Origin of the sequence: Entomobacter blattae (assembly GCF_014672835.1) — a bacterium.
In the GTDB taxonomy this organism is placed as follows: Bacteria; Pseudomonadota; Alphaproteobacteria; order Acetobacterales; family Acetobacteraceae; genus Entomobacter; species Entomobacter blattae.
The window spans coordinates 2,036,004-2,062,448 of sequence record NZ_CP060244.1 but is presented as its reverse complement, the minus strand read 5'-3'; the positions used below and the strand labels follow the sequence as shown (position 1 = coordinate 2,062,448).

General features: G+C 44.5%; 25 protein-coding genes, 2 tRNA genes and 1 other RNA gene. 16 read left to right on the top strand and 12 right to left on the bottom strand.

Features of this window, described 5'->3' with window-relative positions:
- Window positions 1-10 precede the first annotated feature (10 nt).
- Both JGUZn3_RS09140 and JGUZn3_RS09135 read left to right on the top strand, forming a co-directional pair.
- The gene (locus JGUZn3_RS09140; RefSeq protein ID WP_203413229.1) at window positions 11-415 is read left to right on the top strand and encodes a hypothetical protein; all 405 of its coding nucleotides are present in this window, start codon (window positions 11-13) and stop codon (window positions 413-415) included.
- Between the two features lie 210 nt (window positions 416-625).
- Window positions 626-1,384, top strand: coding sequence for a fasciclin domain-containing protein (locus JGUZn3_RS09135; RefSeq protein WP_203413228.1), 759 nt, complete (start codon window positions 626-628; stop codon window positions 1,382-1,384).
- Here the strand turns inward: JGUZn3_RS09135 and JGUZn3_RS09130 are convergent.
- From JGUZn3_RS09130 to JGUZn3_RS09120, 3 genes are all read right to left on the bottom strand, one after another.
- Entirely contained in the window at window positions 1,379-2,053 is a 675-nt protein-coding gene (locus tag JGUZn3_RS09130; RefSeq protein ID WP_203413227.1) for a thiamine phosphate synthase, read from the bottom strand. The genes JGUZn3_RS09135 and JGUZn3_RS09130 overlap by 6 nt on opposite strands.
- Before the next feature lie 271 nt (window positions 2,054-2,324).
- Complete coding sequence (locus JGUZn3_RS09125; protein WP_203413226.1) at window positions 2,325-3,239, bottom strand: class I fructose-bisphosphate aldolase; 915 nt, start codon at window positions 3,237-3,239, stop codon at window positions 2,325-2,327.
- A 10-nt stretch (window positions 3,240-3,249) separates the two neighbouring features.
- A complete protein-coding gene (locus tag JGUZn3_RS09120) occupies window positions 3,250-3,750 on the bottom strand; it encodes a hypothetical protein (protein ID WP_203413225.1) in 501 nt (166 codons plus the stop codon).
- A gap of 252 nt (window positions 3,751-4,002) precedes the next feature.
- Between JGUZn3_RS09120 and JGUZn3_RS09115 the strand changes: the two genes are divergently transcribed.
- From JGUZn3_RS09115 to JGUZn3_RS09095, 5 genes are all read left to right on the top strand, one after another.
- Window positions 4,003-4,329 (top strand): hypothetical protein, encoded by a 327-nt coding sequence (locus JGUZn3_RS09115; RefSeq protein WP_203413224.1) that lies wholly within the window; start codon window positions 4,003-4,005, stop codon window positions 4,327-4,329.
- A gap of 4 nt (window positions 4,330-4,333) precedes the next feature.
- Entirely contained in the window at window positions 4,334-4,675 is a 342-nt protein-coding gene (locus tag JGUZn3_RS09110; RefSeq protein ID WP_203413223.1) for a cell division protein ZapA, read from the top strand.
- A 9-nt stretch (window positions 4,676-4,684) separates the two neighbouring features.
- A non-coding RNA gene (gene ssrS, locus JGUZn3_RS09105) (6S RNA) lies at window positions 4,685-4,838 on the top strand.
- 20 nt (window positions 4,839-4,858) lie between these two features.
- Window positions 4,859-5,530 (top strand): 5-formyltetrahydrofolate cyclo-ligase, encoded by a 672-nt coding sequence (locus JGUZn3_RS09100; protein WP_203413222.1) that lies wholly within the window; start codon window positions 4,859-4,861, stop codon window positions 5,528-5,530.
- Between the two features lie 3 nt (window positions 5,531-5,533).
- Window positions 5,534-6,349, top strand: a complete 816-nt coding sequence (locus tag JGUZn3_RS09095) for a TIGR00282 family metallophosphoesterase (protein WP_203413221.1) — start codon at window positions 5,534-5,536, stop codon at window positions 6,347-6,349.
- Window positions 6,350-6,406: 57 nt separating this feature from the next.
- Here the strand turns inward: JGUZn3_RS09095 and JGUZn3_RS09090 are convergent, their stop codons facing one another.
- From JGUZn3_RS09090 to JGUZn3_RS09075, 4 genes are all read right to left on the bottom strand, one after another.
- A complete protein-coding gene (locus tag JGUZn3_RS09090) occupies window positions 6,407-7,882 on the bottom strand; it encodes an AMP nucleosidase (RefSeq protein ID WP_203413220.1) in 1,476 nt (491 codons plus the stop codon).
- 20 nt (window positions 7,883-7,902) lie between these two features.
- Window positions 7,903-9,225, bottom strand: coding sequence for an energy transducer TonB (locus JGUZn3_RS09085; protein ID WP_203413219.1), 1,323 nt, complete (start codon window positions 9,223-9,225; stop codon window positions 7,903-7,905).
- Between the two features lie 129 nt (window positions 9,226-9,354).
- Window positions 9,355-10,179 (bottom strand): alpha/beta fold hydrolase, encoded by an 825-nt coding sequence (locus JGUZn3_RS09080; protein ID WP_203413218.1) that lies wholly within the window; start codon window positions 10,177-10,179, stop codon window positions 9,355-9,357.
- Between the two features lie 36 nt (window positions 10,180-10,215).
- Window positions 10,216-11,238 (bottom strand): NAD(P)H-quinone oxidoreductase, encoded by a 1,023-nt coding sequence (locus tag JGUZn3_RS09075; RefSeq protein WP_238996797.1) that lies wholly within the window; start codon window positions 11,236-11,238, stop codon window positions 10,216-10,218.
- A gap of 175 nt (window positions 11,239-11,413) precedes the next feature.
- Here JGUZn3_RS09075 and JGUZn3_RS09070 point away from each other — a divergent pair, with 175 nt between their 5' ends.
- Window positions 11,414-13,309 carry a chloride channel protein gene (locus tag JGUZn3_RS09070; RefSeq protein ID WP_238996796.1) on the top strand — a complete coding sequence of 632 codons (1,896 nt, stop codon included), beginning with the start codon at window positions 11,414-11,416 and terminating at the stop codon, window positions 13,307-13,309.
- 98 nt (window positions 13,310-13,407) lie between these two features.
- Here the strand turns inward: JGUZn3_RS09070 and glnA are convergent, their stop codons facing one another.
- A complete protein-coding gene (gene glnA, locus JGUZn3_RS09065; protein ID WP_203413217.1) occupies window positions 13,408-14,859 on the bottom strand; it encodes a type I glutamate--ammonia ligase in 1,452 nt (483 codons plus the stop codon).
- A gap of 189 nt (window positions 14,860-15,048) precedes the next feature.
- Window positions 15,049-15,387 carry a P-II family nitrogen regulator gene (locus tag JGUZn3_RS09060; RefSeq protein ID WP_203413216.1) on the bottom strand — a complete coding sequence of 113 codons (339 nt, stop codon included), beginning with the start codon at window positions 15,385-15,387 and terminating at the stop codon, window positions 15,049-15,051.
- A gap of 374 nt (window positions 15,388-15,761) precedes the next feature.
- Here JGUZn3_RS09060 and JGUZn3_RS09055 point away from each other — a divergent pair.
- Window positions 15,762-15,837: transfer RNA gene (locus tag JGUZn3_RS09055), tRNA-His, on the top strand.
- Window positions 15,838-16,554: 717 nt separating this feature from the next.
- On the opposite strand, the gene JGUZn3_RS09050 is transcribed toward JGUZn3_RS09055, so the two are convergent.
- On the bottom strand, window positions 16,555-17,430 hold the full coding sequence (locus tag JGUZn3_RS09050) for an SDR family oxidoreductase (RefSeq protein ID WP_203413215.1): 876 nt from the start codon (window positions 17,428-17,430) through the stop codon (window positions 16,555-16,557).
- A gap of 342 nt (window positions 17,431-17,772) precedes the next feature.
- On the opposite strand from JGUZn3_RS09050, the gene rplM reads away from it, so the two are divergent.
- The 3 genes from rplM to JGUZn3_RS09035 all read left to right on the top strand — a co-directional run bounded on the left by rplM (window position 17,773) and on the right by JGUZn3_RS09035 (window position 19,868).
- The gene (rplM, locus tag JGUZn3_RS09045; RefSeq protein ID WP_203413214.1) at window positions 17,773-18,258 is read left to right on the top strand and encodes a 50S ribosomal protein L13; all 486 of its coding nucleotides are present in this window, start codon (window positions 17,773-17,775) and stop codon (window positions 18,256-18,258) included.
- Between the two features lie 5 nt (window positions 18,259-18,263).
- Window positions 18,264-18,767, top strand: a complete 504-nt coding sequence (gene rpsI, locus JGUZn3_RS09040; RefSeq protein ID WP_203413213.1) for a 30S ribosomal protein S9 — start codon at window positions 18,264-18,266, stop codon at window positions 18,765-18,767.
- Between the two features lie 186 nt (window positions 18,768-18,953).
- Complete coding sequence (locus JGUZn3_RS09035; protein WP_203413212.1) at window positions 18,954-19,868, top strand: EamA family transporter; 915 nt, start codon at window positions 18,954-18,956, stop codon at window positions 19,866-19,868.
- Here the strand turns inward: JGUZn3_RS09035 and argC are convergent.
- The gene (gene argC, locus JGUZn3_RS09030; RefSeq protein WP_203413211.1) at window positions 19,825-20,778 is read right to left on the bottom strand and encodes an N-acetyl-gamma-glutamyl-phosphate reductase; all 954 of its coding nucleotides are present in this window, start codon (window positions 20,776-20,778) and stop codon (window positions 19,825-19,827) included. The two genes, JGUZn3_RS09035 and argC, sit on opposite strands and share 44 nt — an antisense overlap.
- Before the next feature lie 174 nt (window positions 20,779-20,952).
- Window positions 20,953-22,209, bottom strand: a complete 1,257-nt coding sequence (locus JGUZn3_RS09025; RefSeq protein ID WP_203413210.1) for an L-dopachrome tautomerase-related protein — start codon at window positions 22,207-22,209, stop codon at window positions 20,953-20,955.
- A 245-nt stretch (window positions 22,210-22,454) separates the two neighbouring features.
- Between JGUZn3_RS09025 and JGUZn3_RS09020 the strand changes: the two genes are divergently transcribed.
- The 4 genes from JGUZn3_RS09020 (at window position 22,455) to JGUZn3_RS09005 (ending at window position 26,403) form a co-directional block, all read left to right on the top strand.
- Window positions 22,455-22,538: transfer RNA gene (locus JGUZn3_RS09020), tRNA-Leu, on the top strand.
- Window positions 22,539-22,617: 79 nt separating this feature from the next.
- Window positions 22,618-23,796 carry a phosphoserine transaminase gene (locus JGUZn3_RS09015; RefSeq protein WP_203413209.1) on the top strand — a complete coding sequence of 393 codons (1,179 nt, stop codon included), beginning with the start codon at window positions 22,618-22,620 and terminating at the stop codon, window positions 23,794-23,796.
- 54 nt (window positions 23,797-23,850) lie between these two features.
- Complete coding sequence (locus tag JGUZn3_RS09010; RefSeq protein ID WP_203413208.1) at window positions 23,851-25,002, top strand: ATP phosphoribosyltransferase regulatory subunit; 1,152 nt, start codon at window positions 23,851-23,853, stop codon at window positions 25,000-25,002.
- 111 nt (window positions 25,003-25,113) lie between these two features.
- The gene (locus tag JGUZn3_RS09005) at window positions 25,114-26,403 is read left to right on the top strand and encodes an adenylosuccinate synthase (protein WP_203413207.1); all 1,290 of its coding nucleotides are present in this window, start codon (window positions 25,114-25,116) and stop codon (window positions 26,401-26,403) included.
- Window positions 26,404-26,445 lie beyond the last annotated feature (42 nt).

Genomic DNA, 26,445 nt, shown 5'->3' with positions numbered 1-26,445 from the left:
GGATGGCAATATGAGGGTGAATCTTTCTTTTGATTTTGGTAGGTCTTTGGGTTCTATGGTTGTGTTGAGCCTTTTTAGTCTTCTTTTGGCCTCTTGTTCTAGCCGCTTAGAAGAGAAAAAAATGCTGGATGCTACCATTGGCCTCTCCGAGCTTCAGCTTGTGCAGCTGCGTGGGGTTCCAACCCATAGATACGAGGTAGATCAGCATATTTTTCTTTCCTATGTACAAAATAATGTTGATTATACAAGCTATCCTACTTTTGGCCCTTGGGGACCTGGCCCCTGGGGATATTATGGAGGTGGTCCGTGGGGTGGTGGGTATAGCAGTTCTTTTTCCTCAACCTCTTGTCAGACCACCTTTGAGCTGGTGCAGGATAAGGTTGTTACCTGGATGCAGCGAGGGGATGGGTGTTAGAATTTGAAAATATTTTTTAGTCTTAAAAATACTGAAGAAGATTAAAAAAGCATGACAATTTTGCAGCATATAAAAAAACATTGCTCTAGTATGTTTTTCTCCTATTCAAATTGGTACCCAAACACGATACAAAAGCCCGTGGGCAGTCATTCTATTTATTGCTATAATACCCTTAAAATAGCCTTTCGTCATTAAAGCTAGAGAGATTTTATGCAGCGCCAAAACCAAAAACGTACCCATAGAAAAAAAATCCTTGGATTGGTTAGCGGGATTGGTGTCATGGCGTTGCTATCTGCTTGCGATCCTGATCCACGCCATGAACGTGAGTGTATTGTTGCTGGCACACCTGAAGAATTCTGTAAGGACACGGCTCGGGCCGATCCCTTTATGACCCCTTTAGGCGTAGCAGCCGTAACGCCACCAGGGGGGGAAGGTTCAGGCGCTTTTCGTTCAGCTGTTATGCCTATTTTTTCTGACCGTACGATTAGCGAAAGTGTAAGGTCATCTCTCTCATTGGCGAATTATCGCCAGATTATGGATTATGCGGGTTTGATGTATCTTCTCGATAGACCAGGCCCATTAACAGTTTTTGCCTTAACAAACAATGCGCTAGAAAAACTGGAGCTCTCTCATAATGGTTCTGTTTTGGACCAGAAACCGGAAAGTAAAGAAAGCCTTAAACGAATTTTGGCTTATACTATTGTTCCCGGTGATTATTCACCAGCTGTTATTCAGAAGATGAGCCGGGAGAGTAAAAACGGACTGGTTCAATTAACCACGTTACAAGGGTATGTTCTGTTTATTACACCATTAAAAAATGGTAAAATGAAACTTATCAATATGAATGGGGAACAAGTAGATATTATTCAACCTGGGATAACCCAGGCTAATGGTGCTATTTATATGGTTGATCAGTTGATTATGCCAGCAGGAAAACCTTTTGCTCCTCCTTTGCTAAAGTGGCTATAAGGGTCGGTCAGTAGGGGAGTTCTTAGTGTTATTTTTTATGATATTATCGATGGTTTCTAAGGCTTTTAAAGCCCCTTCGGGGTGGGTCCAGATTTTGTCTTGAACCGCAAGAAAATCCACACCAGTTTTTACAAAATCAAGGGCATTTTCCGTAGAGATATCCCCTTCTGCCACTGCAGGAATTTCCATAACATCACTCCACCAAGACAGCAGCTCAATAAAGGCTGAAGAAGGAGGATGAACTTTATTGCCTTCGGAAAAGGGCGTAGAAGGTTCCCTAAAACTTACATAGTCAGCACCCGCTTCACCAGCTTCCATTGCAAGATGTCGGCTATTTTGGCAGGAAACTCCAATTTGGAAAGTATCGTGTTTTTTACGGATAGTTTTTATTTTTTCTACATCAAAATGAGAGAGATGAAGTCCATCGCACCCTGTTTTTAACGCCAGTTCAACATGATCACGTAGGAGGAAAGCGCATCCATGATTCTGAACAATAGGCAGAAGCGTTTCTATGGCCGAGAGCGGACTATTCCTCTGCATTTCGGTAGTGAGACAGAGCTGTACTGCTGCAATTGGAAGAGCGTGTAAGATTTTTTCCAAAAGCTTTGGGAACGTGGTTAAATCCAGATTGACAGGTGTAATAAGATATAATTGTGTTGAAGTTTGCATAAAAAGCACGAATATGACACTAGGTCGTTCCAAGGTCGATAAAGCTTGTAAGCTACGTATTTTTTACCGCTAAATCAATAGATATAGAATCTATGGATATCAGAGGGAACATAATCGGTTTTTTATTTATAATGTAAAAACAGAGGTAACTTTTCCGGAGTTGATGGTATTGCATTTCCAGGTGAATAAGCTCTGATAGCTGTAAACAAGAGATAGAATGGAAAAAGAGGAAGGTTAGCCTTCCTCTTTTTACGGTACTCTAAGACAGGAATTACTTTTTGAAAATATCTATAATTTCAGAAAGGAGTTTTAAAGCTTCAGCTTTTGGGCGTTGGAATGTGTTACGGCCTATGATGGAGCCGAAACCGCCACCATCATGAATCCCTTTAATGGTTTGAAGGAGGGTTTTATCGTCAGAATGTTCACCACCGGAGAAAATAACAATTCTACGGCCATCAAAGCTGCTTTGTACAACGTGCTTAACGCGTTTATCCATTGTAGAGATATCAATTTTCTGCTCTTCATAAACCTTTTTAGCAGCAGGAAGAGAGAGGTGCTCTGTTGGGGGTTTAACTTTAATGATGTGAGCCCCAACCAGTGCTGCCATTTGCGCAGCATAGGCGCAGATATCAATGGCTGTTTCACCCGCTTTATCAAGCATAGGACCACGTGGGTAGCTCCATACAATAACAACCAGGCCTGCTTTTTTGGCTTCAGAAGCAAGGTCTCTTAACTGTTCAACTTCTTTAAAGAAATACTCACTGCCAGGGTAAATTGTAAACCCAATTGCTGAACAGCCTAAACGCAAGGCATCGGCTACTGTTGAATTGACAGCCTGATCTTTAAGGGTAGAAAGGCTGTTAGAGGAATTTACTTTGAGAATGGTTGGGATTTGTCCGGCAAAAGTGGAGGCCCCGGCTTCAATCATACCCAAGGGGGCAGCAAAAGCATTTAACCCGGCATCAATAGCAAGCTGAAAGTGGTATTGGGGATCATATGCAGGAGGGTTCGCAGCAAAAGAACGGGCTGCACCATGTTCAAAGCCCTGATCAACCGGAAGGATAACCATCTTGCCAGTGCCGGCAAGTTTACCCGTATTCATTAACTTGACAAGATTAGCCTTGGTACCGGGATTATCACTTTCATAATGTGAAAGGATTTTTTTTACTTGGGGTGTAAGAGTCATATTCAATTCCCTATAAGTCGTTACTAAGCGTATTGCCGCTAAAAGAATTATGATATTTTTCTAAGAAATCATGAGGATTAGAGCTATTTAAGTAATCATGCAATATAAATTTTGAATCATTGTTTCTCATATCAAGAGCGGGCAGGCGCTCTGCTATAATCGTGTGTCCTATACTATTTGCCCGTTCTTTAATGGTATCAAATTGAGGACACTTGCCTTTTAATATTATAGATTTTATTCCAAGCCGTAAAGCTTGGAGTGCCCACCCCGCATGAGGACCGCAGTCAATAATATGTGTATTGGTTTGCCAGTGTAAAGGGGCATAGTTGTAAAGGAGCTCACTCCACCAGCATACTCCCATAAAGCCCCCAGCATTTGGGGCAGAGATAAAATTAAAAAGCGGTTTCCCCTTAGAAAAGAGGCGTTCGTTATGGGAGTGGGCCCTAACTGCAGCCAGAGTTGTTTCAATATCGTAGCGGTTATGGACTTGAATAATATAGGAAGGTAACATTTTTTTGATAGTAGGGAGCGGAAAGGGCGAGAGGTAATGATGAATATTACGGGTGATTTCTCCTCTTGAAAAGGGTTTTTTGGTATAGAATTTTGATGATAATGTTTGTTATTATAAGATTATTTATACATAACCCTTTATATAAAGCAGAAACACACGTAGTGTAGTGGGAGCTTTCAAGCATAATTGTGCTCAACAAGCATAATTATGCTCAATTAGAACTAAATCAGACGGAATATTAAGAAAGAGGGGATGATGGGGGAGCTTTTACGCCAGGAAAACAAGGAAGCAGCAAAGGAAGCTGTTATTGAAAAAACGGCAAAGGCTCAGCACGAGCAAGCCATAGGTGAACAATTAATAAACCGTTTGGAAAATGCCTTGGGGAGAATTGCTTATTCTCTTGAGAAGAAAAAGAAACTGAGTGAGTATAATGGTTCAGAGGGGCAAGGCAGCTCTGCAAAGCATGAAAATGTAGAGAGTGTGTCTGCCAGTTTGGATATGCTTATTGCCCAGATACGCGAAGTTTTAGACTATGTCGAATCTGACTCTTCTTTAAACACACCAGATTCACAAGGATAGAAGAATGGGTCAGGTGACCGTAAAAATTAATGGATACGCTTATACTGTTATTTGTGAAGATGGCCAAGAGCAGCATCTACAGGCCATGGCCCGACAAGTGGAAGAAAGAATAGAACGGGTCCGTAATGGGGTAGGCCATAATGGAGAAGGCAGAATGCTGGCTCTGGCTTCATTGCTCATGGCTGATGAACTCTATGACCTATCAGCTGATAAAGTGCCAATAGCAACCGCTGAAAAAATCATGGAAGCCGAACGTATTCTTAAAAAGAACACTCTGAATACTGAAAAGCTTTTATTACTTGTTGAGCAGGCCGAAGCTATTGCAGATTTGCTTGAGATTGATTAGATATAAGGGGCGAGGCTATTTGGCTCGTCAGGTATACAACCCCAGGGCCGATAAGCACTTCCTCGGGAACTGGCTCTGATGTAATCGTGGTTACATTACCTGGTGCCCACCTGCACATGCAGGTCCGGAGGGCTGAGAGACCAACGGCTATAATGGCTTCGCGCCTTTGGTTTTGGATGTGAGATGATAGTTTCTCCGCACAGTCTTGAAAAAAAAATCCTTCGCAAAACCTTGCTCGACCAAAGAAGAACCTTTTTACATAGCCAGCAAGACTCGTATTCTCCTTATAAAGGAAAATTTGGAATAGAAGCGAAGCCCACGCTTTCCCCTGTTTCTGTCCTTATTAAAAATTTGCGCTTTTATGTCTTGGATAAGGCCTCCACCTTTTCTCGTCCTCTTATCGTTGGGGGAGTTTGGCCATTGAAGGGTGAGCCAGACTTACGTTCCTTATTTTATGATTTTTACAGAATCGGCGTGAGAGTGGCTCTTCCACGAGTTGTTCGTAAAGAAAGTCCGTTAAAGTTTATAGAATGGTCGCCGTTTTCTATTTTACAAGATGGGCTTTATAAAACGTGCAGTCCCATAGGGGTTTTTCTTGAACCGGATGTTCTTTTTGTGCCCTTACTGGGCTTTAACAAGAAGGGATATAGAATTGGCTATGGAGGGGGTTTTTATGATAGAACCTTAGCCCTAAGACCGCATTGTTTGTCAGTCGGGTATGGTTTTTCATGGCAGGAAGTGGAAAATCTATTTTATGAAGATCATGATGTTCCGGTGAAAGTTATTATAACGGAGCAAGGCCTTTTGCAAACTGGTCTCTCTCATGGAAAAAACGAAAAACGTAGTAAAGGGTAAAGGGTGCGCATAATATTTCTTGGTGATGTGGTGGGTCGCGCAGGACGTGAAGCGGTTTTTTCTTCCCTGCCATTTTTAAAAGATAAGCTCTCTCCAGATATTATTATGGTGAATGCAGAAAATGCTAGCCATGGCTTTGGATTATCGCCCTCAATTGCCACAGCCCTTTTTGATGCTGGGGTAACAGTCATTACGCTCGGTAACCATAGCTGGGATAGAAGAGACCTTATAAGCCACATTGAAAAAGAGCCCAGGATAGTACGCCCGCTGAATTATCCCCCTGGCACCCCTGGAGCGGGGTTTTTTCTTTACCAATTTGTTGATGGTCGAAAATTTCTGGCGATTAATGTTATGGGGCGTCTGTTCATGGATGCCATGGATGATCCTTTTCGCCTAACAGCAGAACTACTCCAGAAATATCGCCTTGGGGTTACGGTGCAGGCCATATTGGTGGATATACATGCTGAGGCAACAAGTGAGAAATGGTCGTTTGGTGTCACGTTTGATGGAAAGGTCTCTGCTGTTATTGGAACCCATACCCACACACCGACGTCTGATCATCGTATTCTCCCTGGGGGAACGGCATTTCAAAGTGATGCTGGAATGTGTGGGGATTATGATAGCGTTATCGGCATGGAGAAGATTTCTGCAGCCAGCCGTTTTGTAAAAAAAATGCCTGGTGAGCGTTTTCGCCCCGCGGAAGGGGTAGGAAGCCTCTGTGGAGTTTTTATTATGACGAATGACCAAACAGGTTTGGCAGAAAAAATTGCCCCTATTCGTATGGGGGGGCTATTATCTCAAACCATGCCAGATTTTTAGCTTCTTCGCTATAGGAGGGATTTTGAGTGATAGTGGTGATAGTAGGGGGATAATCCTTTAACGGAAGGCGGGTTCAAAAAACCCTCTTAGCTTTCGGGAGTGGAGCGTATCAACGCCGCGTTTTCTTAAGAGGCGCATGGTTTCTATTCCTACGGTCAGATGTTGGTTAATTCTTTCACGATAGAAAGCATTGGCCATCCCACGTAATTTAAGCTCCCCATGTAAGGGTTTATCAGAAACACATAGGAGGGTTCCGTAAGGAACCCGAAACCGAAAGCCATTTGCCGCAATAGTGGCCGATTCCATGTCAACCGCAATAGAGCGTGACATATTAATTTGCTGAAAAAGAGTGTTTAGTCGGAGCTCCCAATTTCGGTTATCGGTGGTAAGAACGGTGCCGGTTCGCATCCGTGTTTTGAGCTCGCTGGCTTCAAGGCCTGTCACTTGGGCTGTTACTTCCTGTAAGGCAACCTGTACTTCTGCTATGGCAGGGATGGGAACCCAGGTTGGAATTTCATCATCAAGAATATTATCAGCACGGAGATAGCCATGGGCTAATACGTAATCGCCTAGTTTTTGGGTACGCCTTAAACCAGCACAATGCCCAAGCATAAGCCAGCAATGAGGGCGTAGAACTGCTAAATGGTCTGTAATGGTTTTGGCATTGGCTGGGCCAACTCCAATATTGACCATGGTAATACCGTTTCCATCTTCCCGGCAAAGGTGATAGGCCGGCATTTGGGGAAGAGAGTCTGGAAGAGAAAAATTCTTTTTCTTTTTGGTATAAATTTTATCTTCTGGTGCAACAAAGTTGGAATATTCCGTGCCAAGATCCACCTGTTCCATACCGTAAGTGCAAAATGAGTCAATATAACGTTGGTAATTAGTCAGCAGAATAAAGCGTTGAAAATGCTCGGCTTGGGTTCCGGTATAATGAGCAAGTCTGGCAAGGGAGTAATCCACACGTTCTGCCGTAAATAAGGAAAGGGGCATGACCTGGCCTGGAAGGGGCAGGGTTTCACAATTTGCTATGGAATCATTTGTGGTATGGAGATTGGGAAGAAAAAAATTATCCTGAATAAAAATAAGTTCATCAGCTGTCATATCTGTAACAGCATTTTCAATAACATAGGGCAGCGGAATAGAACTATGGGAGTAGCCAACATAGACAGGAAGCTGATAATGGCTCATCAGGCTTGTGATCTGCTCCGATAAATAATTTTTAAACAGGGTTGGGCGGGTAATGGTGGTGCCATAAAACCCAGTATCCAGAACCACGTCATAAGGTGGGCGGCCAGAAGCCGATGAGTGCCCATGGGGAACAATAAAGGCCAGGTAAGGGTAAACACATTCCTTGCTTGCCCCTGGTTGTTTGTTGAGAAAAGCCTTTTTGAGCTTCTCAGTATTGGTTTCATAAATTTGGATAAGCTTTTCTACAGCCTTATCGGCATCCGTAAAGGATTCAAAATGACATCCCACAGTATCAAAATCGGGTTGAGAAGAGGTGTTTTTTGTCGAGTAAGAGGGAGTCATAAATTTCGCCTAAAATATTCCTAATTCGAAATAATAGAAAAATGCATATCAACACCAAAAGTATAAGGTTGATTATCCTTTTGCGGTGGGGGATGTGGAACTCTTCTTCCTCTGAAAATACCTTGCGCTCCCAGGTCAAGATCGTCAGAACCTGAACGACCTACAAGATCAATAGAAATAATATTTCCGTCTGAATCAATCTTAACGATAAGTTTTACAACTCCTTGCGCTCCTTTCTCTAGAGCTTTTGAGGGGTAGTACATATGGCGTTGAAGCCATGACCCTAGCATGGCTCCATAAAATTGATTAGACCCAGAAATACTACTTGAAAAGCTATTACGAAACTTACCATTGGCAATCATAGGGCCGGGAGAAGTATCGATGGGGGCATGGTTGCCTTTTCTGCGGCCGTATCGCTTTTTTACCATCGGGCGGTCAGGGGTGTTAAGCTCCCTTTCTCCAAAAGAGAGATCAGGTTTAAGTGTAGTGAAGAGGGAGGCTGAACCATTACTCCCATTATCTCCCTCCTCATTCCTGTACAAGCCTGGGGAGCGCTTAATATGGACCCTTTGTGGTCGTTTGGGGGCTTTAATGACCTTTTGTTGGGCAGGACTAGAATGCCGTAAAGGTGTTTTCTTAATGGGTTGAGGTTTTTCCAACGCCTCTTTTGAGGAGGGCTGTTCCTCAAGAAGAGATCTTTTTTTGTGGTCGATAGGTTTTTTGTCCTGAGACGTGTCAGGGTGAAGGATATCTTTTAGCCCTTTTTGTTCTTCCTGATAGGTTGGGGTATCCTCTCTATTTTGATAAGATTCCATAATATCAGGAATAGTGATTTGTGGGCCCGTTTCACCATGTTTTTGATTACTTCCTGAAGCAACTCCTTTTTTTGAGGGGCTATTTTTGTCATTCGTATTGCCTTCTTCTCCTTTCATCCCCGAAGCGACATCGGGTTTGGAGACGAACTCCATGGTAACGGGAGCAGATTCATCAACCTCCTCTGGTGTTTGAAAAAAGTCAGGGTCATGGGGGGAGAAGAAGGGAAAGAAAAAATAAACCAGAAGCACAAGCTGGATAAGGATAAAGACAATGAAAAGGATGAGTCTTTTAAAGTTTCTATGAGGAGGAGAAACGGAAAGTGAAGTCGGTTGAGGAGGGATAAGAAGTGATGAAAATGAAGAAGGGGCGACCCATGTTGGGTGCAAGGACTCTTTAAGAGTAACAGAGAGCCTTAGCCCTGGGATTGCCCTAAAAAGGCTGTTTTGGAATTGGGCAAAGCTTTCCCGCTTGCGTATCTGTGGGGAAGGAGCCAGAGGGAAAAGTGCCTTAAGGGGGCGTTTAGCCATGTATTACTATTCCTGGCTTTACGGGTTGGCGTATAGAAAAGAAGTATGGTCTAAAAATAGAAGCGCAGGAGGAAAGATAGTCATGAAGGGAAGTTCTGTCACTCTAGAAGGGAGAGAAAGTTAAAATTGTCAAGAGGAAGGGAATGGTTTGTTGGAAATAGCATATAAAAAAGACACTATAGATTCAATAAATCCTTCGCGGTTGTCAACCTGTAACCAATGGCCAGCCTCCTTGAGGATTGTGAGCTGATAGGTGGGGAAAAGTTTTTTTATCAAGGGAAAGTGGTCTTCTGTTATATAAGGCGAACATTCTCCTTTAATAAAAAGACAAGGGCCAGGATAAGATAAGTCGGGCGGAAGATCTGGCCAGCCTTGTATGGTATCAATTCCGTGCCAGATTTCTGCAACCCCAATAGACCATTTTGGCGGGTTTTTTAGTGAAAAATCAATGTTTTGCATAAGGAGTTGCTGAATACGAGGAACATCAGAAATATGGTGTAACCATTGCTCTGCGGCTTGCCTTTCGTTGAGCCCTTGGTATGAAAATCGCTCGGGAAAAGGGGTCTGATACATTTTCTCTGCCAGGGGCTTCATGCCATGCCCTGTAACAGCAGGGGGAATATCTGCAACAACAAGGCCTTTTACCAGTTCTGGATAGAGCAATGCCAGCAACATGCCTATTTTCCCCCCGAGAGAATGGCCGACAACAATGCAAGGCGGAATGTGGTGCGCTTGAAGTGTCTCTTTTACGTCTTCGGCCATAACTATAAGGTTAGTTTCTCCGTGGGGACTTTGCCCATGGTTACGTAAATCCATGGCAAGGGAGTCATAAGTAGGGAAGAGTGCTTTTTGAAAGCGTTGCATGTTGCGGGCTTTCCCAAACAAGCCATGAAGAAAAAGAACAGGCGGTTCATGCCATGGCGTATGGTGAATAGGATAGGTAGCAAGCTTCATGTCGGTATTCCGTAACGCGTGTTTGCTTGGGAACGGTTAGGTCTCAATAACAATTTTTCCGATAAGGTTTCCGCTTTCCATCATTTTATGGGCCTGGACAACATCCTGAAAGGGGTAGACTTTTGAAACAATAGGCTTAATCACACCTTTTTCCAGTAAAGGCCAAATCTTGGTATAGAGTTGTTGTGCAATTTCTGCCTTAAAGGCATTAGAACGCGGCCTGAGAGTTGTACCTCTAATCGTCAATCTGTTCCTGAGCACGAGTCCAAGGTTTGCATTAGTCGCTTTTGCGCCCCCTATTAGGGCGATAAGAATAAGAGTGCCCTCCTTAGTGAGAGTTTTTAGGTTATTTTCAAAATAGGATGCCCCTACCATATCTAAGATCATGTTAACCCCTGTCTGGTTGGTTTTTTGCATGATTATGGTATGAAAATCCTGGCTTTTGTAATGAATGGGGATAGCGCCTAACTCTTCGCATAAGGCACATTTTTCTTGGCTTCCGGCGGTTGCAAAGACGGTAACTCCAAAAGCACGCGCCATTTGGATAGCTGTTGTCCCTATTCCGCTGCTGCCACCATGAACGAGGAGGCTGTTATGAGGGCGTAGTTGGCTCATCATGAAGAGATTAGACCATACTGTGAAAAACGTTTCGGGAAGGGCAGCAGCCTGCTTAAAATCCATATGAGAAGGAAGCGGTAGACATTGCCCGGCCGGTACGCAACAATATTCAGCATACCCCCCACCATTGGTTAAAGCACAAACTTGATCCTCCAATTGAAAGGTGGAAACTCCTTCACCCAGGGAGACAACGTTTCCAGCGACTTCTAGCCCTGGTAGGGGAGAGGCATTATCAGGCAAAGGGTAAAGCCCTTTACGCTGAAGGATATCAGGACGATTAATGCCAAAAGCCTTAACTTTTATCAGAACTTCCCCCTTCTGTGGTAAGGGAACAGGCAAAGGCGATAGAGTTAATACCTCAGCTTCACCAAAAGTGGGGAGCGTGTAACCTTGCATTGTTGTGGGAAGCGATGCCAAAGTTTTGGAAGGGGGTGTGCGCATGATTTGTAAGATACTGGCTGTTTGTAAAGAGGGGTATAAAACAGGAGAGAAAAAATTCTTTATAAGAGCTCAACAAATTTTCCTTTCTTCTGTTGTATATTTAACAGCTTTTAGTATTTAAGGATAGAGCCCCTCAATGCTAGGCCGTCTTTGAGCGAGGATGCAGAGTGAACCTATGACCCCTAAGAATGGTAAAGGCATGGTATTGTGGCTTTATAACCTGTTTTTTTATAAAACAGCGGTTGGCCGGTTTTTAAGGCATTTTTTTCGCATCCGGAAAGTCTACTCCGAAGAGCGCGTTTCACCCTTTTTGCCGGGCGGGTGGATGCTCTGCGCCCCACAAACCATACGCGCTATGGTCAGGCGTGATGAGATATGGATAACAGCTCTTGCTGCAGTGATTGGAGCTTTGGCAGGCCTTGTAGTGGTCTGCATGAATGTCTTAGTGCGTTATGTCCATCGAGTTTTGTTTGATCTTCATGATGGTAATTTTCTCTCAGGGCAAAGCTATATCAATCCGTGGAGGAGCTTTTTAATCCCAACATTAGGGGGGCTTCTCCTGGGAGTGTTGGGGGTGGCCTTTACTAAAATATGGCCTGGAAGGCGGATAGATCCTGTAGAGGCGAACGCCCTTCATGGGGGGCGTATGTCTATTCGCGATAGCCTCATTGTCGTGGTGCAGACTTTGGTTTCGAATGGGGCAGGGGGATCTATTGGTCTGGAATCGGGCTTTACACAGCTGAGTGCTGCTTTTGGTTCTCGAATTGGGCATTACTTTCGTGTAAGGCGGTGGGATCTGCGCCTTATGGTGGGGTGTGGAGCTGCAGGCGGTATAGGGGCAGCTTTTGGGGCTCCGCTTGCTGGTGCATTTTATGCTTTTGAGCTGATTATGGGAACGTATTCTCTCTCTAGTCTTCCGCCCGTGGCTACAGCTTCTATTTGTGCAATTTTGGTTACAAGTGCCTTGCACCATACGGCTAATCCCGTATTTATTATGACACCCCAGACATTTCCGCTTTACTCCTATTTCTCTTTGATAGGGTTGGGGTTGGTGACTGCCCTGGTTGGGATATTGGTCATGTGGAGTGTTACGGTTTCTGAAAATATTTTTAGAAAGATTCCGGTGCCAGGGTTTATCCGCCCCATGATTGGGGGGGCAATCGTGGGCAGCTTGGGCACTATCACGCCTGCTGTATTATCATCGGGGCATGCAGCCCTTCGGATCGGGTTGGATGGAGGGTTTTTATTTACGACTGCCCTCCTTGTTTTGGTGCTGAAAATCCTTGCAGTCAGCATTTCCATTGGATCTGGTTTTCGTGGGGGACTTTTTTTTGCCTCCTTATTTTTGGGGGTACTCACGGGGATAGTCTATGGGCATATTCTGGCTTTTTTTGGTATGCAGCCATTATCTGGTCTGGTTTATGCTTTAGTAGGGATGAGCTCCATGGCAGTAGCTGTCATTGGTGGCCCTATGACTATGGTGTTTCTTGCCTTGGAAATGACAGGGAATTTACCCTTAACCATTGCTGTGCTGATTGCTGCTGTGATGTCTTCCTTAACGGTAAGGCGCTTATTTGGATATTCCTTTGCAACTTGGCGGTTTCATTTACGAGGTGAGAATATTCGCTCTGCTGTCGATGTCAGTTGGTTACGCCAGCTTACTGTGGGGCATATGATGAGAAAGGGTTTTCATAGTCTTTCTCCAGAAGTTACCATTGCTGAGGCCAGAAGGGCCTTTCCTTTGGGATCAGATCAGTTTTTTGTTTTGGAAGAAGCAGGGATGTACACCGGTATTGTGTATGTACCAGAACTCTATTTGGAAAAGAGCCAGGATTTAGAAAAGCCTGTTAGCCTTCTGGCACGTAATACTGCCCGCGTTCTTCTACCACAAATGAATGTCAAGGAAGCCATAGCCGCTTTTGAGGCTGCAGAAAGTGATGTTCTTGTGGTGGTTGAAAACCAAGATACTATGCAGGTGATTGGCTCACTTACAGAACAATATACCTTAAAAAGATATAGTGAGGAACTAGATAAAACCCGTAGAGAATTAGCGGGGGATGTTGGTCCCTAAAATAGAGAAGAGAGAAGAAAGAATAGAGCAGTAGAGAAAAGAGGGTGAATAGACAAAAACCCCTTTTTAAAAAGGGGTTTTTGCAAGGGTATTTGTTTTTATACAGAATAATACATCTCAAATTCAACAGGATGAGGGGTATGTTCAAAACGATAAACCTCTTGCCACTTCAGTTCCATATAACTTGAAATTTGGTCTTCACTAAAAACACCGCCGGCAAGCAGGAAGTCATGATCTGCCTCAAGAGATTGAAGGGCCTCTCTTAAAGAGCCACAAACAGTGGGAATATTCTTAAGTTCTTCAGGAGGAAGGTCATAAAGGTCTTTATCCATGGCATCTCCAGGATGGATCTTGTTTTTAATGCCATCAATTCCAGCCATAAGCATAGCTGCAAAAGCTAAATAAGGATTAGCTGTGGGGTCAGGGAAGCGTACTTCTACCCGCTTTGCTTTAGGGCTTGTCGCATAAGGAATCCGGCAGGAGGCTGAACGGTTACGTGCAGAATAAGCCAGCAGTACCGGAGCTTCAAAGCCAGGAATAAGCCGTTTGTAGGAGTTGGTAGAGGGGTTGGTAAAGGCATTAAGTGCCTTGGCATGCTTGATGATACCCCCAATATAGTAAAGAGCCTGGTCGGAGAGGTCAGCATAGCCGTTACCAGCGAAAAGGGGCTTGCCTTCCTTCCAGATGGATTGATGAACATGCATGCCTGAACCATTGTCTCCACTAATGGGCTTGGGCATAAAGGTAGCAGTTTTTCCATAGGAATGGGCAACATTATGCACGCAATATTTATAAATCTGCATGAAATCCGCAGCCTTCAGCATGGTATCAAATTTCGTACCAAGTTCATGCTGGGATTGGGCCACTTCGTGATGGTGTTTTTCTATAGGGAGTCCCATCTCGCCCATGGTGGAAAGCATTTCTGCTCGCAGGTCATTCTCGCTATCAACGGGTGGAACTGGAAAATATCCCCCTTTAACGACTGGCCTATGGCCCATGTTCCCTTCAGGATAGTCTTTCATGGAGGCATCTGGCCCTTCAACACTATCAAGGCGGTAGTGGCCGTAATTAGGGCCTACACCAAAGCGCACACTGTCAAAAATAAAGAATTCTGCTTCAGGGCCAAAAAAGCAAGAATCTCCAATACCGGTTGATTTCAGATATTGCTCAGCCAGTTTGCAGGTGGAGCGAGGGTCTCTATTATAGAACTGGCCGGTAGAGGGGTCTACAATATCGCATATCAAGATCAGCTGTGGGCGTGCTGAGAAGGGATCCATAACGGCAGTGGTGGGATCAGGCAGCAGAACCATGTCGCTTTCGTTAATGGCTTTCCAACCACCAATGGAGGAGCCGTCAAACATGAAACCATCACGGAAGGTATCATCCTCAATGGTTGAAACATGCTGGGTGGTGTGGTGCCATTTCCCTTTTGGGTCAGTAAACCGTAGATCGACATATTCAACGGAATGTTCCTGGATGAGGTCAAACACGTGTGTTACGGCATCATCAGGGAGGTTGGAATTTTTTGAAGGCGCTGCTTTTTTAGCCATGATCTTAAAAACCTATATTTAAACGTTCAAGATTTGAAAGGAAAACTATGATTGATGACATCCCTTAATAAGCCATTATATCTTCTAAAGATATGGCTTTTATGGGGAGTGCATTATAGAGTAGTAACTGCCAGAAACCCATAAAAACACGTTTTTCCAGGCAGAGAACAGGGTGATGAAGGGGAATTTCTATATGGCGTTTTCTCCATGCTCTCCGGTGCGCACACGGATAATATCCTCAATCGGTAAAATAAATATTTTGCCATCTCCAATGCGCCCGGTTCGTGCAGATTCTGAAATGGCTTCTACCGCTTTTTCTACCTGTTCATCGGTACATACAATTTCAATTTTTACTTTGGGCAGAAAATCAACAATATATTCTGCACCACGATAAAGCTCGGTATGGCCTTTTTGGCGACCAAACCCTTTAACTTCGGTTACAGTAATCCCTTGCAGGCCAATTTCATGCAGGGCATCTTTGACTTCATCAAGTTTAAAAGGCTTAATAATCGCTTCGATTTTTTTCATATGTACGTCCCCGACATCATCCTGTAAGTTTTGCGGATGCAAGTTTTGAACAAAATGATTTTCCTATTTGATAAACATAAAAACAGTCATGGCAAGCCTTTTATAGACGATAAAAATTAAAAAATAAAATAAGAGTAAAGGAAGAATATGATTAAAAAATAATCAATATTGGAGGATTGTTGGGTGGTTATTCATAAAAACAGTGTGTTTGGTATGAATTTTGCCTAAATTTTTATCTTTATTGAGAGAAATGAGAGATATTGTGCATAAAAAATAGACGAATAGATAAAAATTTTTTCTATAAAAATATTAAAATATGCAAAAAGAATGATTGACGAGTAGGAACATCTTCATTTAAACACAACGCTGTTGTGGCGGACGTAGCTCAGCTGGTAGAGCGCCAGGTTGTGGTCTTGGATGTCGCGGGTTCGAGCCCCGTCGTTCGCCCCAGCTTTTTCTCAAGACCTCGGTGTTTCCTCAAGAGATGAAAATAGATGAGTGAACAAGCCGGTTGGACCCAGTATGGGTATTTCTTCCGCGGGTTTTAACCCTTTATAGGGGTTCTTTTTACATTAATGTCGTAAATAGCCATGCTGTAAATAGCGCAATAATTCCGTAAAGGTTTTAAGGCTTTTAAAGGGTAGGTTATATACGGTTTTGTGATATGCCAGCTTATATCATCACTCTCATTGAGAGAGACTCTCTCCAGAACATTTCTATTATTCTTGGGCTGATAGGGGTTCGTAGAGGGAATACAAACCGTATTCTCAGAGAGTCTTTTTTTATAGCCGGTATCGTTGGCCATTATTCTCGGAACATTATCTTATGGCAACGGGTCTGTGCTAGGCCGGCCTTTATTTACTAAAAATTCGCTGATCATCTAACCAACCTAGCACACAGATTCTTGCTACAAAAAGCTCACCGACTTCAAGAAGCCATCACCAACGCTATCGGGACGAAAAGGTAAGGAGAGATGTTTTGGCCCACTTATGAATATACTAAGGGTTTATGAGTATATTGAGGGTCATTTTGAGATGGGAGTTCGTGAACTGCTTTCTTCTTATCAGTTTCCTGGTGGTGACATTTCAATTATTAAAGGGTCTGCCCTGGCTGCTCTGGAAGATGGTAACCCAGTCTCCCATTCCATCAGTTTCTTACATCAATATATTATCCCCTTTCTCTGGGATAGAGTTTGGCAAGCCCTTCCTGAAGGCTGATAGGCGTAAATTGGAGTTTTTCTTGCATTGGGGTGATATCAAAGGCCTTATCCTCCATCAATCGCTGCACTTCGGCTGGAGAAATGGTGGGTAAAACAGGGATAAAACGGCTTAATTTTGCCAATTGTACAAGAACCCACGGCGGGATAGAGATAATAGGGCGTTGGGGGAGGGTTGCTGCACGGCATATAGCATGAACAAAATCTGCATAAGAAATGGCTTTTGGTCCGGCAATGACCAAGCTTTCTGGTTTGCTCCACTCAATAGATAATGCATGGATCATTGCTTTTGTGACATCGGATTGATAGATAGGCTGAATAAGCGACTGACCCTTTTTTGGCAATGGAATGATAGGCAAAATCTTGAGCAATTGAGCGAGGCGCTGAACGTTATTTTCTCCCTCGGCACCATAAATCATAGTGGGATGGAGCAGAACACCCTTTTGGTTTGACTGGAGAAAGGCTTTTTCACCGGCTATAACTCCCTTCCCATGGGCATCTGGCCAGTGGGTGTATTTGCGCGTGCTGCCTAAAAAAATATAGGTCGCATCCTTTGGCCCTGCTGCCAGAATTTGAGGAATATGGCGAGCATGGGCCGTGCTTACAATAGAGCGAGCTCCTTCCAGGGCTTGAGCCAAAAGAGAGGGAGGGCCGTCAAGATCAGCAATGAGGGCCTTTTGGGCGGTTGGAAAATCCTGGGTTTTCCAATGGTTCTGATTGCGAATAACGGGCTGGATAGGGCTGTTAAGCTGGGTTAAAGCCTTGCATAACGCCAGACCCGAGCGCCCTGTAGCACCAATAATATGCACTAAATCTCTTGCAACCATATGAGAAGGCCCTTGTTTATGCTCTGAATAGGAATAATACGCAACATTACCCATGTTTGCAGAAATTGTTAAGGGACAGCTCACCCCCAAAGAGAGTTATGCTTTCAGAGGGTTCGGAAAAAAATTTTACGGTATTATAATAATACATAAAAAATTTATTGAAAATTCAATTGGTTATGTGTTTTCTGGAAAATAAAAAAAGAGAAGAAAATCCATTTTCCCCTTGACCTTGGCGCAAGAAATGGTCATAACCACAAACAAATATTCTCGTGACATAACAGAAGGGAATGGCAGCCTCATTGCGTTGTTCATATCCTTCAGAAGAATAGGGTAGATAAACCAATGAAGAGCACGCTTTCGCTCAAACCTGCAGAAGTCAAGAAAAACTGGCTGCTGATTGATGCTGAAGGATTAGTACTGGGGCGCCTGGCAGCACTTATTGCCACCAGATTACGCGGTAAACACAAGCCTCAGTTTACTCCGCATGTGGATTGTGGCGACAATATTATTGTCATCAATGCAGAAAAAATTCATCTGACAGGAAATAAAGTAGGCCAGAAGCTTTTTCATTACCATACGGGTTATCCTGGTGGTATTAAGGAAAGAACCATTACGCAGCGCCTGCAAGGGAAAAACCCAGGCGAGGTTGTTGTCAAGGCTGTGGAACGCATGATTACCCGTGGCCCGTTACAACGCCAGCAAATGCGCCATTTGTACGTTTATGCAGGTTCTGAACACCCTCACACAGGGGTTAACCCGCAGAAGGTCGATGTGGCTGCCTTAAACCGTAAAAACTCCATTTCCAACACAGCTAAGAGCGGGGCCTGATAGATATGTCTGAAACTCAGGAACGTACCGGCACATTGGCAGATATTAAAACTGCTGTAAATGCGTCTGGTGAAGGTTTGGCCGTAACCCAAACTATTGTTTATGAACCTAAAAAAGATGCCCAGGGCCGTTCTTATGCGACTGGGCGTAGAAAAGATGCGATTGCTCGTGTCTGGATTAAGCCTGGAAAGGGCGAAATCGTTGTCAATGGCCGGGTCATTGATACTTATTTTGCACGTCCTGTTCTGCGGATGTTAATTACACAGCCTTTTTTGGTAACAGATCGTTATAACCAGTTTGATGTTTACTGCACGGTTACTGGTGGTGGGCTTTCTGGTCAGGCGGGTGCTGTCCGTCATGGGATCAGCCGTGCCTTAACGCATTTTGAACCCTCTCTAAGGGGAGTGTTAAAGGCTGCTGGCTTTCTCACCCGAGATTCCCGTGTTGTTGAACGTAAAAAATATGGTAAAGCCAAGGCTCGCCGTTCTTTCCAGTTCAGCAAGCGCTAGTTCAAACCAGCAAGCTTTTGTTAAAAAGTTTTGGAAGAGCCAGGCAACTTCGCCTGGCTTTTGGTTATTGGACCTTTTTAAGAGCATAACGATTTTTTACAAAAATGATAAATTTTGCTCCTCTATCTGAGGAATTTACATATAGATGCTTATATAATTTTAAGGAATGAGGGATAGGGAATTGGGATGATGCAGAAAAAGGAAGGGGTTATAACGCGTTTACTCTCCTCCCATTACGTAGTTTTGGCGATCCTCCCTGTGGCGATGATCAGCATTCAGTCCTGTGCTTCTCTAGCAAAAACATTATTTCCAGTGATGGGGCCAGTCGCTGCAGCGTTTTGGCGTGTGGCGATTGCAGCCTTACTTATGGGGATATTAACACGAGCTTGGAGGTCTATCCCCACAAAAAAGGCCATGCCGGTGATTGCTATTTATGGCGGCAGCCTTATTTCAATGAATGCTTTATTCTATTGTTCTTTAGTATACCTCCCTTTGGGGGTGGCTGTGGGGTTAGAGTTTATGGGCCCACTGGCATTGGCTTTATTCGGCTCTCGCCGTTTTAAAGATGGCCTATGGGTTATTTGTGCCGTTGCAGGTTTGCTATTGCTGATTGTGGAAAAAAACAGCAGCGCTCCCCAGCAAAACTTTGGGCCCTGGGGAATTATATTCGGGCTTGGGGCGGCTTTTTGTTGGGCATTATATATTATTTATGGTCAGAAAGCAGGTTTATCCCATGGAACGGGGGTAACAACGTGGGGAATGATGATAGGATCTTTACTATGTTTTCCCTTCGCAGTGGGGAGTTCTGGGACGGCATTCTGGTCGTTCCAGCTTTTTCCGGTTATTTTGGTGGTGGCTATTTTTTCAAGCGCTATACCTTATACCATGGAGATGTTTGTTCTGCGTCGTTTGCCTGTAAAGACCTTTGGAACCCTTATGAGCCTTGAGCCAGCCGTTGCCGCATTGTCAGGCTGGGTTTTTATGGGTGAGTATTTACAGACGACCCAGATTATTGGGATTACCCTGGTTATGATAGCGTCCGTTGGAGTGGTTAATTCTACGAAAAAGCAGGAACCTGCTCAAGATCCAGCATCAAGCTAATATTTTGAACAGCTGCTCCAGCTGCCCCTTTTCCCAAATTATCCAGTTTTGCAGTAAGGACAGCCTGGTTTTCATTGCCATGCACGTGAATTTCCATAGCGTCTGCCAGGTGAGAGACATCCACGTTTAATCGAGACGTTGAAGGACAAACCCGCACATAATGATGGGGGTTATGGGGGTGGTTATAAATGTTGGAAAAGAGTGTCGATAAGTTTTCGAGAGAAGGATGAGCAGAAAGTGTATCAAGATGAAGGGGGATTGAAACAATCATGCCCTTTAAGAAATGCCCTACCGAAGGAACAAAAACAGGTTTTCGAGTAAGGCCGCTATAGTGCATTATTTCAGGAATATGTTTATGGTTAAGCTGAAGGGCATAAAGTTCGAAATCCGGGCCATGATTATGTTGATGATCAGCAATCATGGTTTTACCACCGCCTGAGTAACCGCTAATGGCATTGATGTGCAGGGGAAAGTCAGCAGGGATGAGACCGTTTTTAACAAGTGGGGCCAATAAGGCAATGACCCCTGTGGCATAACAGCCAGGATTTGCTACAAGTGGGGCCTGGGCAATATATTTTGCTTGGTTTTCAGATAGTTCAGCAAAACCATAGACCCAATCTGGATGGGTACGAAAAGCCGAGCTGGCGTCCAGAATGCGAGGTACAGAGCTCCCCTCGGCTTTAAGCCCTTGCCATAGGGTAATAGCCTCGCGAGAGGCTTCATCAGGCAGGCAGAGAACAACAAGGTCCGCCTGAGTGTAATGCTCTTTCCTTGCATGCTCATCTTTACGGAATTCCGAAGCAATAGAGAGAACATCGACAGGAAGAGCCTTTAATCTATTTTTAATTTCAAGCCCAGTAGTGCCGGCTTCGCCGTCAATAAAGATTTTTGGCCGGGTCAGTTTTGACATTATAATAACCTGAGCAAGGGGTGAAGGCGTTATGGGAAACGTAAAGACTATATAAATATTTTTACCAGATATAGAATGTCCTTATAAGAAAACCAAGAAAAAAACATAAGAAAAAGCCAGGCAAAAATCCTGGCTTTATGCTTTTAATAGAATAGAAAAAAACGCGCTCTGGTCTTAACGATGGTCGTTGGGAGCAGGAAGGGCGCCAACATTAATGCTAAAGAGCTTGACAGGATAAGCAACCTTATTCTGCCCATTGTTAAGGAAGGGTGTGTTGCCAAGCTGAGAAGCTGGTAGCCAGAGATTTCCTTTTCCATCAATCCACATATTCGCCACCCACGATAGTTGAGGGTCTTGAATGACGATAGAGGGGATTCCTTCTGGGGTATATTTAATAATACTACTGTTGGTAATGTCTGAAATATAGAGATTACCGGCAGAATCGATGGCTGTTCCACCCGTAAAAGGGGTATCGGCAAATTTTTCAATATGCTGAACGCGCTCATCGTCAGAGACATCGTCAGTCAGCCAATGGGTGGCAATCTTGTTCATACTGCCGCACGCCGTTTGGAAATAAACCGTTTTTCCATCAGGAGAGATTTCAAGGTGCCTGACACCCAAAGTGTTAAGTTGTGGGTTAATTTCACTGAGGTTTCGGCTTCCTACCATTTTGGGATGGCATATTGTGGCATTGGCCCTATCTAGAACACGTGACGTATCATCTGTTTTGAGATTATGCACAATCAAACCCGGGTGGCCAGAATCTGTAATAATAACCGTATCCCCATTTAGGCGGAAATTGGTTAGTGCTGAATCCGATTCGGTATAGTCGGTAAAATCTATTACATCGTAATGCATTTCTTGGAGGTTATCGATATTAAACTTAAACAGCCGAGGGCCCCCTTCGACTCTTTGAATAGGGATATCGCCCTGTTGGCTATAAATGCCTGTTCTTATACCACTATCAAGCACCCACAAGGCCCCATCGGGCCCTACACGAGCATCGGTAACATGAAGAAAACCTTGCAGAGGGTTATCATTAGGGGGGTTATTCCAGGCCGCTGAAGGAAAAGGTACAATGGAAGGGGAGACAGTATTGCCCGAAATCTGAGCCAGCTGGGTTCCAGGGCCCTCAACTTGGGGAAAAGTTACAAAAATGCGCCCATCAGGCGTGGTTGTTACTCCATTCCATATCCGGTTGCTAGAGGTTGCAACCTCAATAAGTCTCTTATCTTTCTTAAGGTCAATAACAGGCTTATAGGCATGTTCTGCCCTATGATGAGGAAAGCTTCCTTTATACCGTTTGTGGTAAGAGTGCCCTAGTTGAGAGATTAAGGGGGCAACCGCTTCAGCTTGAGAATACGTAAAGCAAGTCATTGCTGCAAGGATGGCAATTGTTTTGCCAGTAAATGAAAAATAATGATTATTCATAATGATTCCAGTGAATATTTAATTTATTAACTTATGGTAACATTATATTATGGTGAAAGAATTTGCCAAATCAAACTGCTTAAACAACAAGCAGCAATGCTTTACAGGCCTCCAATAAGAGCACTTTGTGATAGTAGGATTTTCTCCTTAAAAGTTTTTCAAGCATGAGAGTTGCATAAGAGTGTGTATTTTAGAAGATTTTTAATATTGCCTAATGGCCTGATCCTCTGCTAGATGTTGCGCAGGCGAGAGTGACGGAACGGTAGACGTAGTCGACTCAAAATCGACCGCCGCAAGGCGTAGGGGTTCAAATCCCCTCTCTCGCACCAGGGGTCTGCATGATGATGTATGGAAGCTGGCGTTGGTTTTTTAGAACTTCCTCCTATTTCAGCATATACAGGGGCATATATGTTAGAGCGTTCTTTGGTGAGCAAGCCTTCTATAAGGCCTGCCAATCCATGTTTTTCTTCTGGTCCTTGTGCAAAACGGCCTGGCTGGTCTTTATCGGTGTTACAGCACGCTCTTCTTGGGCGTTCTCATCGTTCTCCTGAAGGAAAAGAGCGCCTTAATAGGGTTATCCAGCAGTCTCGCGAGGTGTTGGGAATTCCCGACGGGTGGGAAATAGGTATCGTCCCTGCATCAGATACGGGGGCAGTTGAGATGATATTATGGTCTCTTGCCGGTACTCGCCCGATCGATATTCTGGCTTTTGAGAGCTTTTCCTCGATTTGGGCTACCGATATTATCAAGCATCTGGAAATAAAGGAGGCTCGTGTTTTCTCGGCAGATTATGGCCAACTGCCAGAAATGCGGGATGTTAACTGGGCTCACGATGTTGTTTTCGTCTGGAATGGCACCACTTCAGGGGTATGCCTTCCCAGCGCGGATGTTATTCCTATCAGGCATGACGGGCTTGCCATCTGCGATGCAACCTCAGCAGCCTTCGCGATGGACTTGCCTTGGGACCGGCTGGATGTTGTAACATGGTCATGGCAAAAAGCACTTGGTGGCGAGGCAGCCCACGGGATGCTTGCACTTTCCCCCAAAGCGGTAAAACGTCTGGAAGCCGCTCATGGGTTGCGCCCACTTCCACGGATTTTCCGTTTGATGACATCAGATGGCAAGCTGGATCAGTCCATATTTCAAGGTAACACCATTAATACACCATCCATGCTCTGTGTAGAGGACGCATTGGATGGTTTGGCTTGGGCGAAAGAAGTTGGTGGGCTACCCGCCTTAATAAAACGCAGCCAGAATAATTTAAAGGTGATTGAGAAATGGGTTTCACAATCGGCATGGATTGATTTTCTGGCAGAAAACCCTGCTTGTCGATCCACAACCTCTGTTTGTTTCAAGATTACCGCTTCCTGGTTTGTTGCTTTAGAACAAAAACAACAACAGGTGGCTGCGAAAGCGATGGCAAGCTTATTGGCTAAAGAAGGGGTTGCTTTTGATATTGCCAGTTATAGGGATGCCCCACCAGGCTTACGTTTATGGACGGGGGCAACGGTTGAAACCAGCGATGTCGAAGCGGTATTACCCTGGCTTGATTGGGCTGAGGCTGTGATTCGGCAGGATTATGAGTAAGGGGTGGCTTTCCCAAGTAAGGAAGGGTTCTACGACCAGTAGAATAGTTAATAAATGACGGATAATGACTACCCCTTCAACCCTGCCTTGCTGCCGGCAGGCTTTGTCGATTTACTTCCCCCTGATGCTCAGGCAGAGGCTAGAAACTTGGCTCGTTTAATGCAGCTCTTTCATGTTTGTGGTTACGAGCGTGTAAAGCCGGCTTTATTCGAATTTGAGGAAAGCTTGCTGAGTGGTTCAGGTGAGGTGGTAGCAGAGCAGGCTTTTCGGGTGATGGATCCCGATAGCCACAGAACTATGGTTGTGCGGCCAGATATTACCCCTCAGATCTCTCGTCTTGCTTCTACCAGATTGATAAATGCTTCCCGTCCGCTGAGGCTTTCTTATGCAGGGCCATGTGTGCTGTTAAAGGGGGGACATTCTGTTACCAGACGGGAAATTGTTCAGGCTGGTATAGAGCTTATCGGGCCAGATAGCCCGGGAGCAGATGCCGAGATCGTTGCTATTGGTCTTGAGGCCTTGACTGAACTCGGCATTGAACATCTTTCATTCGATCTGACTTTGCCCCTTTTAACGCCCCTTATTGTTGAAAAAGCAGGCTATGACGAGAAAGATAAAAAACGCCTGCTTAAAGCTTTGGATAGAAAAGATGCTGCTGCTGTAGAGCAGGTGGGTGGGCATGCTGCCTCAATATTAACCACCTTGCTGCATGCTGCAGGGGAAGTAGATGACGCTTTTCGTTTGGTTTCAGCTGTTGAGCTTCCTATCGAAGGAAAGCAGATGCTTGCGCGATTGAAGGAAACCGTTCAGGCTATTCGTAGGCTAGTTCCACATATCCATCTTACTTTGGATCCGGTAGAGTTTCGCGGTTGGAAATACCATACCGGCTTTAGCTTTAGTATTTATTCCTTAGGGTATAAGGATGAACTCGGTAGAGGGGGACGATATGTTTCCAATAACGAGGAATCTGCCTGTGGGCTAACCTTACGGCCAGATATCTTAAATGAGATTATTCCCTCACCTCCTCGAGAAAAAAAGCTTTTTCTTCCCTTTCATACCCCTGTTGAACAGGCACGGGAATTTCGTCGCCAGGGGATTATAACCGTTATGGCCCTTAAAGAGGGTGCAGAAGAAGACCAGGCTTTTCAAGCAAACTGCTCACATATTTTACAAGATGGTGCCATTCATCCGCTAAAAACAAAATAACCGAGTGTTCTGGTTTGTGTTACAGCTGCTTTATACGAAAAAAGAAAGTGAAAATAATTGGCTATCCATATGTTTTGGAATGGTTTGTGCTTTTAAGGGAGAAGATATTTCATGCCTAACGTAACGGTTATAGGGGCCCAATGGGGTGATGAAGGTAAAGGAAAGATTGTTGATTGGCTCTCAAGTCGGGCAGATATTGTTGTGCGCTTTCAAGGCGGGCATAACGCCGGCCATACTTTAGTTGTTGATGGTAAGGTCTACAAACTTTCTTTGCTCCCTTCTGGGGTCGTAAGGGGTAAGCTGGGGGTAATTGGTAACGGTGTCGTGGTGGACCCTCATGCGCTTCTTGCAGAAATAGAACTTATGCGCGAGCAAGGGCTTTCTGTTTCTCCCCGAAATTTACGTATAGCTGAGAATGTGCCTTTGATTTTGCCGCTCCATAGTGCTCTTGACAAGGCTCGTGAACAGGCCCGAGGCTCGCATAAGATTGGGACTACAGGCCGTGGGATTGGTCCCGCTTATGAGGATAAGGTCGCCAGACGAGCGATTAGGCTGTGCGATTTAGCTGAACCCGAAACACTAGACTGGAAGCTTGATGAGCTATTGCTTCATCATAATACATTATTGGCGGGTTTAGGGGCGGAAACTTTTGATAAAAAAACGCTTACAGATTCTTTGTTAAGCCTGGCTCCAAAACTTTTACCCTTTATGGAACCTGTATGGGATCTTCTCGATGAAGCTAGAAAAAGCCGGCAGCGCATTCTTTTTGAAGGAGCGCAGGCCGTTATGCTAGATGTAGACCATGGAACGTACCCTTACGTTACAAGTTCTAATACGGTGGCAGCGACAGCGGCTTCCGGTGCTGGGGTTAGACCTTCTTCTGTTGGGTTTGTGCTGGGAATTGCAAAATCCTATACCACTCGTGTAGGAGAGGGGCCTTTCCCCTCTGAATTGCATGATGAAGTTGGGCAAAAGCTAGGAGAAAGAGGAAAGGAGTTTGGTACTGTTACAGGGCGGCCCAGGCGATGTGGCTGGTTTGATGCTGTGCTGGTGAGGCGTGCTGTAAAAGTGGGGGGTATTGCAGGCCTGGCTTTAACAAAGCTGGATGTTCTAGATGCCTTTGATGAAATAAAAATCTGTAGTGGTTATAAGCTGGATGGGAAGTCTATAACTTCATTCCCATCTTCTCCAGCAGCTCAGCGACGTGTGGAACCTGTTTACGAAGTGATGAAAGGGTGGAAAAGCACAACCTATGGTGCCAAATCCTGGGCAGATTTACCGGCTGAAGCCATAAAATATATTAGACGGATTGAAGAGCTGGTTGAGGTGCCGGTAACATTACTTTCCACCAGCCCTGAACGAGATGATACCGTTTTAATGTCTGATCCGTTCGAAGAATAATATTAATGTGTTTTGAATAATATTAACGTACTTTATAGCAAG